At 47.3% G+C, this 18,934-nt stretch carries 15 protein-coding genes and 1 tRNA gene; 7 read left to right on the forward strand and 9 right to left on the reverse strand.

Annotated features, from left to right (window positions below):
* Positions 1 to 80 precede the first annotated feature (80 nt).
* Complete coding sequence (gene recF, locus SPI9445_RS0123530; protein WP_017307258.1) at positions 81 to 1,223, forward strand: DNA replication/repair protein RecF; 1,143 nt, start codon at positions 81 to 83, stop codon at positions 1,221 to 1,223.
* Positions 1,224 to 1,235: 12 nt separating this feature from the next.
* Here the strand turns inward: recF and SPI9445_RS0123535 are convergent, their stop codons facing one another.
* Positions 1,236 to 2,126, reverse strand: a complete 891-nt coding sequence (locus SPI9445_RS0123535; protein ID WP_017307259.1) for a DUF4351 domain-containing protein — start codon at positions 2,124 to 2,126, stop codon at positions 1,236 to 1,238.
* Positions 2,127 to 2,330: 204 nt separating this feature from the next.
* Between SPI9445_RS0123535 and SPI9445_RS0123540 the strand changes: the two genes are divergently transcribed.
* From SPI9445_RS0123540 to SPI9445_RS0123555, 4 genes are all read left to right on the forward strand, one after another.
* Entirely contained in the window at positions 2,331 to 2,777 is a 447-nt protein-coding gene (locus tag SPI9445_RS0123540; RefSeq protein ID WP_017307260.1) for a hypothetical protein, read from the forward strand.
* Between the two features lie 66 nt (positions 2,778 to 2,843).
* A tRNA-Lys gene (locus SPI9445_RS0123545) sits at positions 2,844 to 2,915 on the forward strand.
* A gap of 258 nt (positions 2,916 to 3,173) precedes the next feature.
* Positions 3,174 to 4,253, forward strand: a complete 1,080-nt coding sequence (gene fba, locus SPI9445_RS0123550; RefSeq protein ID WP_026080055.1) for a class II fructose-bisphosphate aldolase — start codon at positions 3,174 to 3,176, stop codon at positions 4,251 to 4,253.
* Between the two features lie 169 nt (positions 4,254 to 4,422).
* On the forward strand, positions 4,423 to 5,490 hold the full coding sequence (locus tag SPI9445_RS0123555) for a tocopherol cyclase family protein (protein ID WP_033375481.1): 1,068 nt from the start codon (positions 4,423 to 4,425) through the stop codon (positions 5,488 to 5,490).
* On the opposite strand, the gene SPI9445_RS0123560 is transcribed toward SPI9445_RS0123555, so the two are convergent.
* From SPI9445_RS0123560 to SPI9445_RS0123595, 8 genes are all read right to left on the reverse strand, one after another.
* Positions 5,480 to 5,971, reverse strand: a complete 492-nt coding sequence (locus tag SPI9445_RS0123560) for a chemotaxis protein CheW (RefSeq protein ID WP_017307263.1) — start codon at positions 5,969 to 5,971, stop codon at positions 5,480 to 5,482. The genes SPI9445_RS0123555 and SPI9445_RS0123560 overlap by 11 nt on opposite strands.
* Positions 5,946 to 10,739, reverse strand: coding sequence for a hybrid sensor histidine kinase/response regulator (locus SPI9445_RS27970; protein WP_017307264.1), 4,794 nt, complete (start codon positions 10,737 to 10,739; stop codon positions 5,946 to 5,948). The genes SPI9445_RS0123560 and SPI9445_RS27970 overlap by 26 nt, the downstream gene beginning before the upstream one ends.
* A gap of 341 nt (positions 10,740 to 11,080) precedes the next feature.
* Complete coding sequence (locus SPI9445_RS0123570; RefSeq protein ID WP_017307265.1) at positions 11,081 to 12,403, reverse strand: permease; 1,323 nt, start codon at positions 12,401 to 12,403, stop codon at positions 11,081 to 11,083.
* Positions 12,404 to 12,465: 62 nt separating this feature from the next.
* A complete protein-coding gene (locus SPI9445_RS0123575; protein ID WP_017307266.1) occupies positions 12,466 to 12,717 on the reverse strand; it encodes a thioredoxin family protein in 252 nt (83 codons plus the stop codon).
* Positions 12,718 to 12,830: 113 nt separating this feature from the next.
* Positions 12,831 to 13,235, reverse strand: coding sequence for a heavy metal-responsive transcriptional regulator (locus tag SPI9445_RS0123580; protein ID WP_017307267.1), 405 nt, complete (start codon positions 13,233 to 13,235; stop codon positions 12,831 to 12,833).
* A gap of 50 nt (positions 13,236 to 13,285) precedes the next feature.
* On the reverse strand, positions 13,286 to 15,451 hold the full coding sequence (locus SPI9445_RS0123585) for a PAS domain S-box protein (RefSeq protein ID WP_017307268.1): 2,166 nt from the start codon (positions 15,449 to 15,451) through the stop codon (positions 13,286 to 13,288).
* Positions 15,452 to 15,516: 65 nt separating this feature from the next.
* On the reverse strand, positions 15,517 to 16,548 hold the full coding sequence (gene glsA / locus SPI9445_RS0123590) for a glutaminase A (protein ID WP_017307269.1): 1,032 nt from the start codon (positions 16,546 to 16,548) through the stop codon (positions 15,517 to 15,519).
* Between the two features lie 5 nt (positions 16,549 to 16,553).
* Positions 16,554 to 17,312 (reverse strand): MinD/ParA family ATP-binding protein, encoded by a 759-nt coding sequence (locus SPI9445_RS0123595; RefSeq protein WP_017307270.1) that lies wholly within the window; start codon positions 17,310 to 17,312, stop codon positions 16,554 to 16,556.
* A gap of 514 nt (positions 17,313 to 17,826) precedes the next feature.
* On the opposite strand from SPI9445_RS0123595, the gene SPI9445_RS0123600 reads away from it, so the two are divergent.
* The gene (locus tag SPI9445_RS0123600) at positions 17,827 to 18,366 is read left to right on the forward strand and encodes a TolB family protein (RefSeq protein WP_017307271.1); all 540 of its coding nucleotides are present in this window, start codon (positions 17,827 to 17,829) and stop codon (positions 18,364 to 18,366) included.
* A gap of 49 nt (positions 18,367 to 18,415) precedes the next feature.
* Entirely contained in the window at positions 18,416 to 18,841 is a 426-nt protein-coding gene (locus SPI9445_RS0123605) for a TolB family protein (protein ID WP_017307272.1), read from the forward strand.
* The last annotated feature ends 93 nt before the right edge of the window (positions 18,842 to 18,934 follow it).

The raw sequence follows: 18,934 nt of genomic DNA on the forward strand, positions 1-18,934 counted from the left end.
TAGTTGCTCAATAGTTTTGCCCTGACTCAGGGGAGTCGTGTTATTTTAGGGGATGATCTACCGTCAATCTCCCCGCCCCGATGTATCTCAAATCGCTACATTTACAGGGTTTTCGCAATTATCGAGAGCAAAAAGTCCTGTTTGATGCCCAGAAAACCATTGTGGTGGGCAATAATGCTCAAGGGAAGTCCAACCTCCTCGAAGCCGTGGAATTGTTGGCGACCTTGAAAAGTCATCGGGTGAGCCGCGATCGCGATTTAGTCCTAGAAACCGCCGAAACCGGGCAAATTGAAGCCCTCGTAGAACGACAGTATGGCCCGGCTGACTTAACCCTAACCCTACGCAAACAAGGCCGACGCACTGCCCAACTCAACCACGAAACCCTACGCCGTCAACTCGACTTTCTGGGCGTTCTCAATGCCGTTCAGTTCTCCAGTTTGGATCTCGATCTTGTGCGCGGCAGTCCAGAAGCCCGTCGCAATTGGTTAGACTCCCTCTTGATTCAATTAGAACCTGTCTATGCCTACATATTGCAGCAATACAACAAAATTCTGCGCCAACGGAACGCCCTCCTCAAGAACCTCCGAGATCTCCACCACACCCAGACCCCCACTGCTCCCACTTCCCAGATATTGACTCAATTGGCACTCTGGGACGCACAACTCGCGGCCCACGGGTCACGAGTCACCCGCAGACGGGCGCGGGTCTTACAACGTTTAACCCCCATTGCCCAAAATTGGCACTCTTGTATTAGTGGGGAAACCGAGCAACTCGCGATTTGTTATCGTCCCAATGTTATTTGGACAGAAGATGAAGCCACAGAAGTACAACAAGCCTTTCTAGATAAACTAGAACAACGTCGCACAGCCGAATATTTTCAGGGCAAAACCGTAGTCGGTCCCCATCGAGATGAAATTGAGTTCACTATTAACCAAACCTTAGCCCGTTCCTACGGCTCTCAAGGTCAACAACGCACCCTTGTATTAGCCCTCAAGTTAGCGGAATTACAACTCATTGAGGAAGTGATTGGAGAACCCCCTTTATTGTTATTGGATGATGTATTAGCAGAATTAGATCCCCATCGACAAAACCAACTCCTCGAAGCCATCCAAGACCGTTTTCAAACTTTAATCACGACGACTCACATCACAGCCTTTGATGCCCAATGGCTACAAGCTTCTCAAATTTTATCAGTAGAAGCCGGAGAAATTGCGTTTTTTTAGAAGCGATAGGGACTAAGTAGGATTCTCATTCTGAGAAGCTTCACTAGCACACCAAGTCGCTAATTCTTCCAAAGTGTTTAAGCTGGGTAAGACAGTGAGTAAATCATCGAGTTGAGACTCTGAGAAGCCCTCAATAATCTCTCGTTGACGGGCGGGAAGTTCTCCAAAACGACGGTTGATTTGGCGGAATACCAGTCTGAATTGACCTTGTTCTAGACCTTGCTGTAGACCTTGTTGAAGTCCTTCATTCAAAATTTCCTGATACCAAGGCGACTCTCTTAAAATAGCCATATCCCACCTCAGAATGTCTTGAACTACTTGCAAGTTTAAGACAAAGGAGGCAAAGAATGCCAGTAGGGGTTCTAACTCTTGCAGGTCTTCCTCTGCCCTTAATTCTTGTAGGGCTTGTTGAATCACTTCTCGCTCATTCCCACCCCGCAAAATGGGAACGAAGGGCAGTAGACTGGACAAACCCTCACGAAACACTAACGCCACATCGACCTCCCAAAGATTAATCACCCGATAACTCTGTACCGCTTCAATCCCTAAGAATTGGGAACGATAGGCGTTGGGGATGTTGGGGTTCGCTGAAGGGGGCAAGATGTTGATTAAGACCGGATAAACGGGCAAATTGTAACGCTCTTCTGCCAAGGCGGTATAGGCTCGTATTCTCAGGGGGATTTGTCTATCCGGGCGTAGTTGAAGTTCAGTCAGCACAAGGAATGGGCCGTGGTCTGGACTATTAACTTTCAGCAGAACGTCGTTTTCCCGACTAATCCATTGGAATTCTGAACTGAGGAAGGCTTCAACGGTCAGGTCGTTGCGTTGTGTCACCCAATTCACCCAAGCCTCTGGAGCAAGGCTAATCAGTCGTTTGCTGCCAATATCGGCTTTTTTGGTCATGGTCAACCCCGATGAATGCTTGTCTAGGCTTAAAGTATCAGGGATTAGGGAATTTTCTGATTCCTTACAATCCTACCCTCCTCTTGCCGTCCGTGTCGGGAGAGTGTCACAATAGAATAAAGACTTGTCAAGGCCTTTTTGTTCCTTTCCTCCGGCTCGATTGTGGTCAGGAAAAACTAAGGTTACAGACATCATCCGTCCTGCGTGGACGTTGTGATCCGCATGGAGCAAGCCGAGATTAACTTATTAGGTCGTTCCTTACGACGTATTGATCAGAAACTACTGACTACTGAAGGGGATCCCCACAGGGTTCGCATCTGGTATCAGGGGGGAGAACCCTATTTTGATCTCTTTATTGAATTACAGCGTGAAACTATCGAATGGTTTCAGATGACCTTGCGCGGACGCTCTATTTCGTGGCAACGTCAAGATCAGGTGTGGCAAACTGGGATTACGAATGAACTGCGCACTGATGATGTGATGTTCTATCCGGCCAGTAAAACCATAGAAAGCGATCGCCAAACCAACCCAGATTTTTTTGCCCTGGCCGAAGCTATCCTCACCACACGCAAGGGAGAACCCTTATTTGATCAGCTTTTAGAGATTTTTCGGGGTCACTATAGCACCTCCCCCCTAAAAAATATTTATTGAAGGGCTTGCCTATTTCCAAAAGGCTATGCTACATTAGTAAATCGTGTGAACAACATAGTTTCAAGAGGGTCGCTAACTCAACGGTAGAGTACTCGGCTTTTAACCGATTAGTTCCGGGTTCGAATCCCGGGCGACCCATTCCCAGCCTAAAAATACTGGATTCCAAAAATTCCCCAGAGTAAAAATACTTAAGTCTGAAAAAAACTTTAAGATTCTGGTAAACTAACTTAAGATTACCTAAAAGACGACAGGGAAATCACAGGATAATCCCGGACATCCTAATCTCGGGTTGGCTGTGGAAACCTGTCAAAGATCAAAAAAAACGTTTATCTGGCTTGTGCTAGCTGAAAGCTCAACCCAATAACAAGACCGAACAAACCATTAGGAGGATATTTTATGGCGCTTGTACCTATGCGGCTGCTCTTAGACCACGCTGCCGAGAATGATTATGGGATTCCTGCTTACAATGTGAACAACATGGAGCAAATCATCTCCATCATGCAGGCAGCCCAAGAAGCTGACAGTCCTGTAATTCTACAAGCTTCTCGTGGCGCTCGTAGCTATGCAGGGGAAAATTTCTTACGTCACTTAGTGCAAGCAGCAGTGGAAACCTATCCTCATATTCCCGTTGCCATGCACCAAGATCACGGGAACTCTCCTGCCACCTGTTATTCTGCCATCCGCAACGGTTTCACCAGCGTAATGATGGACGGTTCCTTAGAAGCAGACGCTAAAACTCCCGCCAGCTTTGAATATAACGTCAGCGTTACGGCTGAAGTCGTCAAAGTCGCTCACTCCGTTGGTGTGAGTGTAGAAGGTGAATTAGGGTGTTTAGGGTCTTTAGAAACCGGGAAAGGTGACAAAGAAGACGGTCACGGTTTTGAAGGCACCCTGAGCAAAGATCAACTGCTGACCGACCCCGACGAAGCCGTTCAGTTCGTAGAACAAACCCAAGTGGACGCTCTCGCCGTTGCTATCGGTACCAGCCACGGTGCTTACAAATTCACCCGCAAACCGACGGGCGAAATTTTGGCGATTAGCCGCATTGAAGAAATTCACAAGCGCTTACCCAACACCCACTTAGTGATGCACGGTTCTTCCTCCGTTCCTCAAGAATGGATCGACATGATCAACCAATACGGTGGTACTATTCCTGAAACCTACGGTGTACCCATTGAAGAAATTCAAAAAGGGATTAAGAGCGGTGTGCGTAAAGTGAACATCGACACCGACAACCGTTTAGCGATTACGGCCGCTATCCGTGAAGCGGCGGCGAAGGATCCCAAAAACTTCGATCCTCGTCACTTCATGAAGCCCTCCATCAAGTACATGAAACAAGTGTGCTTAGAGCGTTACCAAGCATTTGGTACCGCCGGAAATGCCAGCAAGATCAAACAAATGACCTTAGATGAGTATGCCGCGAAGTATGCCAAAGGCGAATTGTCTGCTTCTGTGAAGTCTGCGGTTTCCGTTTAGATTCCGAGGGACATAAGGGAGAGTATCGTTGACTCTCCTTTCTCAACATTCCTAGACCAGTTCTTTTTTACTGGTCTATTTTTTTGGCTCAAGCTCTCCCCACCTGCTCCCAAGTAGGGAAACACAATAAGCTATCCTGATGTGGACTCATCCCATTTTCCCTGACAATATGTCTAACCCCCTACAAACTCCCCACAGTGGCTATCATTGGAACGGCAGTTCTGAGCGTTTCTTTGAAGGGTGGTATTTTCGCGTCACCCTCCCCACCATTGAACAAACCTTTGCCTTTATGTACTCCATTGAAGATCCCCTAGGAGGACAAGCGTATAGTGGGGGGGCTGCCCAAGTTTTAGGGGCTAATGATGAATATTTATGTCGTACCTTTCCCGATGTTACTCAATTTTGGGCGACTCCAGATGAACTGGGTTTGGGTCATTGGGGAAAGACGAATTTAACGCAAAATCCGCAACTCTTAGACTCCAAAGACTTTGAAACTCACGTTCAAGAAGGCTACCAATCAACGGCCTATTTAAATCAAGGGGTGATTGGGGATCGGGCCACTAAAAAATACTGTCGCTGGCAATATGAAATCAAGCCCATTTATGGCTGGGGAAATCCCAATCAGACACAACAATCAACGGCGGGCTGGTTGTCTTCTTTCCCGATTTTTGAGCCGGGATGGCAGATTTTAATGGCGCATGGTTTGGCGACGGGATGGATTGATTGGAGCGGACAACTTTATTATTTTGATGATGCTCCTGCTTATCATGAAAAAAACTGGGGGCGTGCGTTTCCGCAACGTTGGTTTTGGGTCAATTGTAATGTCTTTAAATCAGAATCGGACTTAGCGATTACGGCCGGAGGAGGTAAGCGGGGGGTTTTGTGGTGGATGGAATCTGTGGCGTTGATTTGTCTCCATTATCGCGGAAAATTTTATGAGTTTGTGCCGTGGAATTCGGAGGTGAGTTGGGTTATCGAACCTTGGGGATACTGGAAAATGCAGGCGAAAAATGCTCAGTATGAGGTGGAATTAGTGGGGAAAACGCAGCATTTAGGAACACCTCTGCGCGCTCCTACTTCTGAGGGGTTAGCGTTTTGTTGTCGGGATACCATGCGGGGTCATTTACGCTTAGAATTGCGGGAAAAACAAGGCCAGGTGATTGTGAGGGCGGAAAGTTCGGTTTGTGGTTTGGAAGTGGGGGGGGGCCCTTGGGATAAACCTTGGATTAAGGATTGATTTCCTGCATCACTCGCCCAATATCTAACAAAAAAATAGGCTTTTTCCCCTGTTCAGACTGCCACAGTGCCACATATTGAGCAAATTGGGCAGGGCTGGTTTGTTTCGTCGAAGGGGGGAGGGGTTGGATGATGTGGAGGGGTAAATCAATCATGTTGGGCAACTCGGCCACTTGAATCCCACATAACTGTTGTCGAGGGTTTTTAATTAAGATCAAAAAAGGACGTTCCGCTTGAGAAATAGGGGTTAAAAAAACATCCTCTTCTCCAGTTTCTTGTTCTTTTAATAAAGCTTCTAGGGGCAAAAGTAAAACGGTTTGACCTTCTAAATCAATTAATCCCACTTCATCAAATCCGGTTTTGGCATCAGGGGGACAATGGTAAATTTTTAAAACGGCTTTCATGGGTAAGGAAAATAAGTGATTCCCCAAGGGGAATACAATCACTTTAACACTATCAGCGCGCTGGGGGGATGAGGTCATGAATCGCTTCCTCTAAGGTGGAGAGAATTTCCTGTTCTAGGTAGGGTTTGGTTAAATAAGCATAAGCCCCTAAAGACATGGCGATATGTTGGAATTTGTCCCGACTGCGGGAGGTTAACATCACCACGGGAGGATGGGGAAGGGTTTTATCCTGTTGGAGACGGCTGAGGAATTCTAAGCCGTTCATCCGGGGCATTTCAATGTCACAGAGGATCATTTTGACCTCTGGGGCGGTTTTCAGGGCTTCTAGGGCTTCTAAACCGTCTTTAGATTGAATAATTTTATACCCGTTCCGTTGCAAAATTAGGGTCAAGGTTTGCCGTTCGGTGAGGGAATCATCGACGACTAAGATTGTATTCTGAGTGGGGGGGGATGGGGCTTGTCCTTCTCCTGCTTTGGGGGTAAGATTGGCGCTTCGACGTTCCTCGGTGTCCGTCGTGTCTTCGGAGGGGGCGACAAAAAGGCCTAATTGTTGGGTGGAAAGGGGGGAGGAGGACACATCAACGGTGAAGGGGGTGGAAAATTGGGAGCGCATTTCCGTTTCATCTAGGACGCGAATCCCTTTCTTTTGGGCTTGTTGGAGTAGGGCAGCACCATCTAAAATGAGGGTGAGACGACCATCTGCTAGGATACTACAACCGTAGAGGTAGGGGGGAGGGGCGATCGCACTAGAAATGGGTTTAATCACTAATTCCTGTTCCTCAATCACCTGATCCACTTCTAAGCCAATTAACCCCTCGGTTGTGCGTAATAATAACACAGGGGGAACATTATCCGGCGTTCGGAGAAGAGGACTTAATCCCTGTTCTGAGGACTCATGAAACAGTAGACTTTGATGGTGGGTGAGGGAGTGACCTGAGTAGTGAAACAGACTGGATAATTCATAAACAGGGATAGTGCATTCTTCCCCTTTTTGTTCCCAATCTAAGACCTTTTGTCCGGCTAACCAGCGTAAATTATCTCCCGGAATTAACACTTGTTCAATTTCATTGGAAACAAAGCCATAGATTGAGTTTTTAGCCCGACAGATGAGCAGTCTTGCACTCATCAAGGATTCCCGAATCTGCACATAGAAAATTGTCCCCTGTTGGGGGAAGGAACGGACGGAGAGATAGCCTTTAATATTGGCTAGTTGGGTTTGTACTACATCTAAACCTACCCCACGGCCGGATAAATCGCTCACCTGTTCGGCTGTAGAAAAGCCGGGCATACACATTAATTCAAGAAGTCGATCTTCGGGGTGTAGGAGTTGTTTAATTCGTTCTGCTTCAACTTCAGTAATTAACCTTTTGTGTAAAGCTTTTTGGCAAATTTTATCGATATTTAAACCCTGTCCATCATCCCGCAACTCGATAATGGTACGGTTGCCTTGATTATAGGCATTAATTTCCAGTTGTCCGGTTGTAGGTTTGCCTAGTTTTTGGCGAATTTCGGGGGATTCTATCCCATGATCAAAGGCGTTGCGGATCAGGTGTAAGAGAGCATCATAGAGGTTTTCAGTGATGGTTTTATCCACCATCACTTCTGTTCCTTTGAGGGCTAATTCTACTTCTTTTTTATGGACAAAGGAGAGTTGTTTCACCATGGGGGGAAACCGTTTGAGCAAGGTTTTTAGCGGAACCATGCGGGCTGATTGGATATTATCCCGCAGTTGTTTGGAAATTCGTTTTTCTCGCTCAATGGTGGAGGTCGTTGTCCGGGATAATAGGCTAATATCTTCTGTTGCTTGGGTAATTTGGGAGGTTTCTTCAAGGGCAGAATATAGCAGTCTTTGGGTGGGGGTGAGTTTTTTCTGATCTTCGTTTTTGTATTCGGCAATATAATCCCGCAGTTGGGTTAGGGTGAAACGGTGTTTTTTCAGCCAGTCGGAGAGTTTTTGGACGGCTCCTTGGAATTGTTCATCCCGTAGGGTGAGTTGGTTTTGATTAATCAGTAATTCCCCGACTAAGTGATTAATATGTTCGAGTTGTTCGAGTTCAAGACGGAGAGTTTTTGTGCTGACGGGTTGGGGGGTGGATTGTGCGGGGGCAGCAGGAGGAGGAGAGGGGGCTTTTAGGGGGGTGGGTTGACTGGTTTGTTGAAGAGGGGTTACAGGGGCAATTGAGGGGGTTTGGGAGGGTTCTGGAGTAGGTTCAGGTTCGGATTCTATTAAGAATAATTCATCAGCATCAAATTCGGCTAAAGATGGCTCTAATTCTAGTCGGCCAAAGGTGTCCTCAATGCTGGGAACGGTGTCTAATTGTTCGCTGTTATTCCAATCATCGCCGAACAGAATATGATCAGGGTTTTCTTTGTCAATTGGGGGGGAAGATTCTGGGGGCGCAATGCTGGTTTCTTGAGTGATGTTTTGCTCTTTTTTTATCTCGGGAGATGTTTGACCATAGTCTAGTTCTTCCTCATTTTCTACGGGAGAGGGGGCTGTTTCGGGGAGACTCTCTAGGGGTTCTTCTTCTGCCATTTCTGCGGCAGGATCTGTCCATTCTAAATCACTATAGAGGTCTTCTGTTGGTTGTTCGGGGGCTGTTTCGGTAAAGGTAAAGTCAATGAAGTTATCCTGATCTGGGGTTAGGTTTTCAGGATCTCTGCTAGGTTCTAGGCTGAAATCGTCGGGGTCTAAAATGAGGCTTGTTTCATCGGGGGAGAAGTCTATAAGAGGGGCTATTTCTTCTGCTTCTGCTGCAAAAGTAGGAGCATTAATCCAGTCTTCCTCTGGGTTAACGGGGGCAAGGAAATCTTCGTTTATTTGCGGGGTTTGTTCTAAATTGGGGGCTAAATCTTCCGAGGTTGAATGGGTGGGTTTCACGGGGGGAATGGGGGCAATATTTTCTGGAAAAATGAAGGTATTTCTGCCTTCATTTTCTGGTTCTAAATTTGGTGCATAGTCCGAGAGATCTAGGCTATAATCAAGGTCGTCTTCACCAATATCTAGACTATATTCGTCGTCTAGAAAAATCTGTTCTAGATCCTCGGAAGACTCAGGGGCAGATGGGCTGAAGTCGGGGTAAGTGTGGGAGGGATAGCTTGTCTCTTGGGGGTGAAAATCTAGAGGGTCTATTTCTGGGGTCTTTACGGCTGGATTGGTTATGTTTTCATCGAGTACATTTGGGGCTATCTCTTGATTGTTTAATTTTTCAGAATCTAAGTCTTCAACATCTAATTCTAAACGGTCGGGACTAACGGTCTGGTTTAACTCTTGATCTAAGTCTGGTTGTACAAGGTTTTGGGGGTGGAATAATTCAGATTCTAGCGGTATTGGCGCTGTCGTTTCTTCTGCTTCTGGATTGAATGGGGATTCACTGCCAGAGTCAAAACTATCCTCTAGGGGGATTTCTTCCTCGTCCCAAAGTTCTGAGGAGTTAAAGGGATCTTGGACTAATTCTAAGGGGTCTAATGTGAAAATATCCTCGTTGGAGGGGGTGGCATCCCCCAAAAATTCGGGGTCTTCTAGGGCTTCGGGAGGGTCAAAAGGGGCTAGGGGATCTAAGTCCCAGCTTTCGGGCTGTGGGGGGTCTGCTGGGGGGCTGTGGGGGCGTTCTGTGGGGGCGGTGGTATCAAGGAGTATGGCATCGCTGGGGGCGAAGTCTTGGGAGTCTTCGAGGTATTCTAACTCGCCAAAGTCTTCGGGGAGGGGGGCTTCGTCGCTGAGGGATGCTCCTGACCATTGTAGCAGTTGAGGGCTGGGGGTGCCGCCTTGGGTGCGATCGCCTGCAAAAACCGCTTGTTGTGCTTGGTAGAAGTCCTGATAAACCAGGGGGGCAATCTCCAAAACCGCGTCAGGGTGGTAACTGAGGGCGTTTAGGGTCGATTGGGCGATCGCACAAAATCCCGATAATCCCAAAGATTCCCCTAATCCTAGAAAAACTTCGGCACTTTCTTCTAAAAACACTAACAAATGTTCGGAACTTTCGGGATTCTCCAGCATTCCTTTCAACTCACTCAAGCGCTGTTCTACCCCCATTTCAAAAATAGAACGAGTCAGATCAAACCCCATTTCAGAAGAGCTAGGAAGGGGTGCCGGATTTTGAAAACAGTCCCCCAATTTTTCCTCAAAACGAGCAAATAAATCCGCCGCCCGATTTAATAAATCATCGGTTTGACCATACTCATGGGCTAACTCGGCAGAAAGGGCTAAACGCAAGCATTCGTAGCCCTCAAATAACATGGATTCTAACTCTGGATCAATCACCGCTTCCGGGGATAACATTGCCCGAAAAACATCCTCTAAGTTATGGGCAATGGTTTTAATTGTCTCTTGTCCCACATTGGCGGAAGCCCCTTTAAGGGTATGAGTTGCCCGCATTAAGCTATAAATTTGAGCCGTATCTTTTTGTCGGTTTAAGTTAAATACTTGTTCTTCAATTTGTACGAGTAAATCTTGAGCTTCTGTGATAAAATATTGATAGCTTTCTGGGTTACGCAGAACTGGACTTTGATGGCTAGATGTTGGGGAGGAAATGGGAGGGTTTAAATTAGGTGAATTTAAATTGGGTTGAATTTGTTCTGGATTCGGTTGGGAAGAGGGAATAGAAGGAGATGGGGAAAAATCACCTGTTTCGTCTTCGGTTACGGCCTCAATGGTGATTTCGGTAAATTCGGATTCAGGAGGTTTCCCGGCATCCTCAGACGGGTGAATATTCCATAAACTATCGGCAGAAGCCCGCACTTGTTGCCCGAGACTATCTCGGGTAAAATAATCCCAATCCCGGACGGATGACCAGATACCGCCCACCACTTGGCCTGCTATTTTGCCCAAATCCCATTCTTTCATGATCTTCCTCCGAGAAACCCTATCCCCTTGTGGGTGGGCTTATTGACATAATTGATCAAATTTTTATCAATTGAGTCTAATCGTCTCCTATTCCTGAGCTTCACTGATTCAGTTGCCACAGATCCGATCAGCCTTTACAGATTGTTACTTTTGGCGTTTAGAGTAATTTTAGCAAGAAACCGGGTTGCGTTCATTTTTTCGTGAGGCTCTTTACTCTCTATGAAAAACCCGGTTTCTGGATTTAAAGCTAATCCGTAGTAAGAAACCGGGTTGCGTTTATTTTCTTGTGAGTATCTCTACTCTCTATGAAAAACCCGGTTTCTGGATTTTCAAGAGTGGAATTAGACGAGACGACCATAAATCATCCCAGCGAAGGTGGCCATCAGGACAACTAAACCGACAAAGACAAGGGTTTTTTTCGTTCCTAAAATGCTGCGAATGACCAACAAATTGGGGAGGGAAACGGCGGGTCCGGCAAGGAGGAGGGCGAGGGCGGGGCCTTGACCCATGCCGTTGCCGATTAAGCCTTGTAAAATGGGAACTTCGGTGAGGGTGGCGAAATACATCAGCGCGCCGGCTAGGGCAGCAAAGAAGTTAGCTCCGAGGGAGTTTCCGCCTACAGCCCAAATAATCCAGTTTGAGGGGATGAGGGCTTCTTGTTCCGGGCGACCGAGTAGGGCTCCGGCTAAGAGAACTCCGAGCAAGAGTAAGGGGAGGATTTGCTGGGCATAGTCCCATGTGGCCTCAAACCAGTCTGAGGCTTCCCCTGGGCTGCTACTGGTGAGCCACGATAGACCTATTACGGCGGTCGAGAAGGGAATAAGGGGGTATTGGGGAAATTGCCAGCAGAGGACGGCGGTTAGACCTGTGATTAGGATCACTTTGCCGGAGTTGAGATGGTGCCAGAGGATGAGAATGGCGGCTAGGGCGAGTCCAAAGCCTCCGGTTATCCACCATTTCAGGGTATAGAGGTTATACCATAGCCCAATGGTGCTGTCGGGTTTTGCCCAGTTCGCAAAGATGAGGATGCCGACTAATACACCCAGAAATAGGGTATTTTGCCAGAGGGGGCGGGTTTCTTCGTCTTCTGGGAGGGGGGCGGGGGCTTTAATGGGGATAGGTTGCTCGTGGCGAAAGATGAATTCCATCGCTAAACCAATGACAATACTAAAGAGAATGGCTCCGATGGCGCGAGCGATGCCGAGTTGTAGCCCTAAAATCCGGGCGGTGAGGATGATCGCGAGGACGTTGATGGCTGGGCCGGAGTAGAGAAAGGCGATCGCCGGCCCCAAACCCGCCCCCATGCGATAGATGCCTGCAAATAAGGGGAGAACGGTACAGGAACAGACGGCTAAAATTGTGCCGGATACGGAGGCCACGCCATAGGCTAATCCTTTATTCGCCTGGGGCCCTAGGTAACGCATTACGGAGTCCTGACTGATGAAAATGGCGATCGCTCCGGCAATGAAGAAGGCGGGGATCAGACAGAGCAGGATGTGTTCTTGGGCGTACCAACGGACTAAATAGAGGGCTTCCCAGAAGGCACTGTGCAACCGTTGGGACTGTTGAAGGGCTTCGACGGGCAGGTAAAAACAGACTAAAAAGGCGATCGCAATGAGACCAAGGGATCTCCCATGTTCTCGCCAAAACGGGGACAGTTGCATAATAGGTAATGGGGAATGGGGACTTGGGAATCAAGCACGATTAATTCCCTATGGTTGACCTGTTAAGAAGGCTGTGCTTCTAACAGGGTTTGCAATTGTTCTGGGGTGGCAACTTTCCCCTGACTCATCACCTGACCGTCCACGATGAGAGCGGGGGTTTTCATGACACCCCGTTCCGCAATTTGTAGGGGATCGGTAATATGGAGAACTTCGGCATCCCAGTTTAATAATGCGATCGCCTCTTTCACATTAGTTTCCAATTGCTGACACTTTTTGCAGCCCGTGCCGAGAATTTGAACGGTTCGTTTTGCCATGAGGATTCTCCTAGGGATATTTGATACTCTCTCCCTCTAATGGGGGAGGAAGGTTCAACTTTATCCTAGACCCTATACCTGGGTATAAGGTCAAGCCCCTAGAGCCAAATTTCTTAAACCAGATCCGGGGATTGGTCTAAAACAACACATTGCTGATCCAGTTTTTGCAGATTGGTCTGGCAACGCTGCGCTAGTTTAGCTAGTTCCCCATGCAGGGCTTGTAATTGTTCCATCTGAGCCTCAATGTCCCTAAGTTTTTGAGTCAAATGCTCATATAGGGCTTGGCAAGTGAGCGATCGCCCATCTTTGAGCGCCAAGATCTCCTTAATTTCCTCCAAACTCAAGCCCAAGGTTTTCGCCCGACCAATGAATGCCAGTCGTTCCACATCTTCCGGGCTAAACAAGCGATAGCCCCCCTCACTACGGTGGGGGGGTGGAATCAAGCCAATCCGCTCATAAAAATACAAAGTTTGGGGGTTCAGATTTAACTGACGTGCTACTTGCCCGACTTGCAACATGGTTCTCTCCGCTAGATCAAACTGCCCCAAACTTATCCATGAAGGCTGAACTAACTCCAAAACTCATCTAGATTAACCTCCGACATCTCTTGCTGTACCTCTTGGAAGTAGCTACTTTCGGTTAACATTGCCACCTCTCGTTCTCGTTTTTTGTGGTCAATTTCAATCTGTAACTCTTGCAGTTGTCGCCGTAATTCCTCCTCCTGTCGCTTGCGGTCGGTAATATCTTGAACCATCCCCTCATAGTACAATATATTGCCGTCTTGATCCTTCACAACCCGAGCATCAATTTGAGTCCAGATAATACTCCCATCTTTGCAATAACACCGATATTCAAAATCTTTAACGGAGTTTTGTTTTTGCAATAAAGCGCGAAACTCTTGGCGTTTTTCTGGGTCAACATAGAGTTGTTCGCTAATGTTGGTAATACTGGTAATCATTTCCTCGGGGGATTCGTAGCCGTAAATTTTGGCTAAGGCCGGATTAGCATTGATAAAACGGCCTTCGGGGGAGGATTGAAAAATCCCCTCTAAGGCGTTTTCAAAGATGCTGCGGTAGTTTTCCTCAGCAATGCGTAAGGCTTCTTCGGCGCGTTTACGATCGGTAATATCCCGCACCATAATTAAAACCTCGTCCTCTGCCAAGACTAAAATCCGCACCTCTTCTTCTTGGACTTCACCGTTAACGGTGATGCGATGCTCATAAACTTGCAATTCCCCCGTGGCTAAGGCCTGCTGAATATAGTGCATTCGCTTGTCGGCTAAGTCTTGGGGGAGGGATTCATGGACGGTGGTTCCGGTGCTGAATTGCTTGACTCCGTGGACTCCCCGGAGGCGATCGCATCCTACAATATCCACATAGACCCCATTCCCTTTGGCGCGAATCATTAAATCCGGAATCGTGTTGACAATGGCGCGATTAGTCGCCTCACTTTGGCGCAGTGCATCAAAGGATTCTTTGAGTTGCCGTGCCATAGTGTTAAAAGAACTGGCCAAGCGGTCAATTTCAATGATAGAACTGGCTTTAACCTGTTGCTCCAATTTCCCTTGAGCCAATTTATCAGAGGCCTGGGAAACGCGCAAAATGGGACGAGTGACCCAGCGCGAGGTGAAAACTCCCAAGAGGATGGCAATTCCTAACGCTAAGATACTTAAACCCAAGGTTTGCTGACGACTGGCGGTAATTTGCGCCATAAAGTCTGACTCAGGAATAGTCAAAACAACCAGCCAGTCTAAGTTTTCATCCTGAAAGGGGACAATCTGCACATATTGCCGTTCCCCATTCAGTTCAAACTCTAGGGACTCGATGCTTTCAATATTGCTCAAGTCGGCAAAACGTTCTTGCAAATATTCGGCCGTGCCGCGAATGGTCTTATTTTCGCTCTCGGTGGCTAGAATGCGATCGCTCTCTTCTCCTTCTCCCGTAATGGTCGGTTCCGTCGTAGAAGTCGCCACCACTTGCCCAGAACGCTCTACAATAAAGGCCGTGCCTGTTTTGCCAATATCCAGACCTTGCAGGAAGTTGTTCAACTCTTCGGGGAGAAAAAAGTCTGTCCCACAAACTCCCATAAATTCACCCTCGACCACACTATAGACCGGAGCACTGGCGGTAACAGTGGGTAAGAGGGTAGAAAAAGAGAGATAAATGGCACTCCACATCACTTTCCCCTCAGCCCTTGCCGCCTTATACCAAGGCCGTGAACGAGGGTCATAGGGACGATCTAAACTCCCCACTTGTTCAGCGCGATTACCGCGACGATTAAAGGCGAAATCTTGGCGCTTATACTCCGTGTCGGCGTTGCTATAGACAAACGTCAGCTTAGACCGATCCGCTTGGGACAAACGACCGACCCCGAAAAAACTGCCTTGTTCATCCCCACAGTAGACGTAACTCAAACTCGGATACAGTTGCATTTGTTGCCATAATTGATGCTCTCCTTGGGGATTACTCACGGAAATATCCCCATGAGCGAAAGCATTGGCATTTAGGCGATTAATCGTATGGGGAACCTCCGTATAAGAAGATAATTTTTCAGTAATACGGTTGGTTAATTCTGTGCGCAATTGATCCGCCACATCATTAACGGCTTGTTCTCCACTGCGATAAGCGATCCATCCCACTAGGCCAACGGCGGCTAGAATTTGTAATAGAAACGGGATTAGGAGGGTTGTCCGCAGGCGAAATCGACGCACTGGGACGTTATTTTGATGGATCATTTTCGGTTCTCCTAAATGGCAACAAGAGAATTTTCTCTCAATATTTCAATGGTATTTGAGGAACGTTACCAGTCGTTGATACCCTCTCCGCCAGCCATCCATTCCTCTACATTGCGATCGCTCTTGGCCGCGTTAAACAAATGCAGACCAAAATCCCGGGAGAGTGCCTCACACACCTTAATTCCCCGGACACTATTCCCCTTAACATCCAAAGGAGGGGAAAAAATACCAATTCCCAATTTACCCGGCACCAGAGAGACAATCCCCCCACCGACACCACTTTTAGCAGGCATTCCCACGCGATAGGCCCACTCCCCCGATGCGTCATACATTCCACAGGTGAGCATCACACTAATCACATCCTGCACATAGCGTTCATCAAGAGCGCGTTCCTTCGTTACCGGATTCACTCCCCCATTGGCTAAGGTAGCGGCAATCATCCCTAAATCTCGCGCATTAACCAGAATCGAACATTGCTGAAAATAGAGGTCTAATGTTTCCTCAATTTTGTCGCTAATCATCCCGAAATTGAGCATTAAATAGGCCATCGCTCGATTGCGGTTTCCCGTCGCTTTTTCCGACAAAAAAACCGGGACATTGATATCATGTTCCCGTCCGGTATAACGTCTGAACATTTCCAACAGCCGTTTTAGCCGTTCCGTGCTACCATTGCCCTTAATCAAGTCAGCTGTTGCGATCGCCCCAGCATTGACCATCGGGTTATAAGGACGGTTCGTAGCTTCATCCAACACAATGGCGTTAAAAGCCTCTCCCGTTGGCTCAACACTCACCTTGCTATTAACATAATCTCGCCCACAATCTTCTAAGGCTAACCCAAAAACAAAGGGCTTAGAAATGGATTGAATCGTGAACAATTGGTCACAATTCCCCACCTCAAAAACCTGCCCATCCTTACTCACAACACAAATCCCAAACCAGTCCGGTTTTGCTAAAGCCAACTCCGGGATATAATCAGCCACTTTCCCCTCATTTAAGGGCTTATATCTTTCGTATAACTCATTCAGATAGCCCCGAAAGGGAGACGTTACCGCACTAATAGAACTGGCGAGGGACTTTAAATCTCCTAAATCTGACATAAGCCTTACCCCTCTATAATTTGTTGGGCAACTTTAGCAAATTCTTGGCTCACAGGATGCTCAGGATACCTAACACAAAATACCCCCTCACTGGCCAGTTGAACAATATCCTCCGACAGGGGAAACACACCAGCCACCGTTTCTGAGTAGGTTTCCTCAACCTTTTGTTTTAAAGCCTCCAAATTTAGCTTACTATGAGCCTTATTCACCGCTAAAAGCATCTTGCGAACCTTTAACTGACGCGCCACATCCACCGTCACCGCCGTTCCTTGATAATCTTGCTTATCTGGGCGTAAAATCAAGATTAAAATATGAGAAATAGCAATAGAAAGAAACGTTTCCTTCGACAAACCAGGGTGAGTATCAATGAACAAATAATCCAACTCTAAAGCCTTGACCAAGCGACGAAAACCGTCATTCATCAACTTAACATCATAGCCATTTTTCAAAATGCGAGCGATATCATCTGCTTTCACACTAGAAGGCACCAGATACAGTTTCCCATTCCCCGTTACACCGACATTCGCACTGACATCATAGGCCGCATCTTCAATGCCACTTTCCCCCCATAAATAATTATTCAGGGTTTTGTCCATTTGTTCGGGTTCAAGGCAGAATAAATTATGAATCCCCGGAGAAGGAACATCCGTGTCCACAACACCCACCCGGTAGCCTTTCGCGGCCACGGTAGTTGAAAGATTGGCCGTAAAGTTAGATTTACCTGTTCCCCCCCGGTAGGAGTGGATAGAAATGACTTTTGGCATAGTTTTTAATTAAGTCTCAGTAGGTCTGCAAATCAAGAGAGAACCGCAAGGATTCAGCCTTTCTTAGATAATCTCTCTCACCCCCCCCAATATAAGGAAATTTTGGCGATTTTTCCTCAATCAAAGAAAATTTTCCTGATTTTACCGCTTGGCATTAGCCTAACATTTCCTATTGCAGGGGATTCAGAGGGGATTTCCGGCTATGGTGAACCCTTACCGGGGAACTACCCAGCGCCAAGGATGCAAGGGTACAGTTTACACTTCCTGCTTTAAGGACTAATGCCTTTAGGTTTATACCCCCGCAAGGTCTGATTCAGCGCCCACAGGTCAAAGCCCTGCTCCCCAAAGCTTGTACAATGTTAGAGGATACTGGGTTTTTGTGCTACCGAATACTGTCGTATTTTTAGGATTAAGTGGCGATTCATCCCTTTGTCAGCCTTCCATTCGGCAATTTCCCCGCACTTTTTAATAATCAATTAGAAAACACTGTTTTATTCTTATGGAGTAGTTAATTTTGGACAAAAGTGCATTCTCCCCATTCCCTCGTAAACCATCGCGCCTTTGGTTAAAACTCCTCCCCCTCCTCACTCTCCTAACTAGCTGTGCCAGTTACCCCAGAGTGCTAAATTTCCCCTACGATATCGGGGGACGAGGCCTCAATAGTCCCAATTCTGAACTTACCCCTCACATTGCCTCAGAATATATTGTTTTTACCTCAGACCGTAACCGTTCCCAAGATGTGTATTTATTCGATGCCAGTAAGCGGCAACTGGTGGAACTTCCCGGACTCAATGCCTTAGATGCCACAGCCTCTCATCCGGCCATTTCTGAAGATGGGCGCTATATTGTTTATGCTTCCAGTCGTTTGGGACGGTCTGATATTTATTTATATGACCGGGAAACAGGACTCAATCGCAATCTTACCGAAGGATTACAGGCCCAAGTGCGACACCCAACGATTAACGGAGATGGGTCAATTATCGCTTTTGAGGCCAATAAAGATGGACAATGGGATATTTTAGTCTATGATTCCTCCGGCCAGCCTCTGCGTTAAATTTAGCCTATTCCTGCTGTTGCTGGGGGGGTGTGGGAGGAGTCTGTGGGTGAGTCCTCAAATTCCCACAGGGGGATTGAATAGTCAAGCGCCGGAGGAGTACCCCAGTTATAGCGCCGATGGTCGTTATTTGGCCTTTGCTTCGGAGCGCAACGGCCACCGGGACATTTTCCTTTATGATCTGCAAAATCGAACCCTAGTAAGTTTACCGAATTTAAACCGTCGGGACTCGTCCCAAGACCAACCCGCGTTAAGTCAGGATGGGCGTTTTTTGGCTTATATTTCCACAGAACGGGGGAGGAGTGATGTTTTTGTGTATGATCGTCAAACGGGGCGATCGCAACTGCTCACGGCCAACTCCAGAGGCAGCGCCCGTCATCCCACCATTACCGGAGATGGTCGTCAGATTGCCTTCCAAACCAGTGAACTCGGACAGTGGAATATTGCTGTTGTGGAAAATAATGCCGCACCTTGAATCAATCTTTAATACTCAATACTCCAGTCGGAAAACGAACCGTTTCTATACTAATTTTTTCGCTCTAACTAACCCTACATAAACTCAATCCAC

The organism is Spirulina subsalsa PCC 9445 (assembly GCF_000314005.1).
Lineage (GTDB): Bacteria > Cyanobacteriota > Cyanobacteriia > Cyanobacteriales > Spirulinaceae > Spirulina_A > Spirulina_A subsalsa.

Excerpts from the sequence above, each read along its gene's own strand:
- recF (WP_017307258.1), top strand. The coding sequence starts at position 81 with ATGTATCTCAAATCGCTACATTTACAGGGTTTTCGCAATTATCGAGAG.
- SPI9445_RS0123535 (WP_017307259.1), bottom strand. The coding sequence starts at position 2,126 with ATGACCAAAAAAGCCGATATTGGCAGCAAACGACTGATTAGCCTTGCT.
- fba (WP_026080055.1), top strand. The coding sequence starts at position 3,174 with ATGGCGCTTGTACCTATGCGGCTGCTCTTAGACCACGCTGCCGAGAAT.
- SPI9445_RS0123555 (WP_033375481.1), top strand. The coding sequence starts at position 4,423 with ATGTCTAACCCCCTACAAACTCCCCACAGTGGCTATCATTGGAACGGC.
- SPI9445_RS0123560 (WP_017307263.1), bottom strand. The coding sequence starts at position 5,971 with ATGACCTCATCCCCCCAGCGCGCTGATAGTGTTAAAGTGATTGTATTC.
- SPI9445_RS27970 (WP_017307264.1), bottom strand. The coding sequence starts at position 10,739 with ATGAAAGAATGGGATTTGGGCAAAATAGCAGGCCAAGTGGTGGGCGGT.
- SPI9445_RS0123570 (WP_017307265.1), bottom strand. The coding sequence starts at position 12,403 with ATGCAACTGTCCCCGTTTTGGCGAGAACATGGGAGATCCCTTGGTCTC.
- SPI9445_RS0123575 (WP_017307266.1), bottom strand. The coding sequence starts at position 12,717 with ATGGCAAAACGAACCGTTCAAATTCTCGGCACGGGCTGCAAAAAGTGT.
- SPI9445_RS0123580 (WP_017307267.1), bottom strand. The coding sequence starts at position 13,235 with ATGTTGCAAGTCGGGCAAGTAGCACGTCAGTTAAATCTGAACCCCCAA.
- SPI9445_RS0123585 (WP_017307268.1), bottom strand. The coding sequence starts at position 15,451 with ATGATCCATCAAAATAACGTCCCAGTGCGTCGATTTCGCCTGCGGACA.
- glsA (WP_017307269.1), bottom strand. The coding sequence starts at position 16,548 with ATGTCAGATTTAGGAGATTTAAAGTCCCTCGCCAGTTCTATTAGTGCG.
- SPI9445_RS0123595 (WP_017307270.1), bottom strand. The coding sequence starts at position 17,312 with ATGCCAAAAGTCATTTCTATCCACTCCTACCGGGGGGGAACAGGTAAA.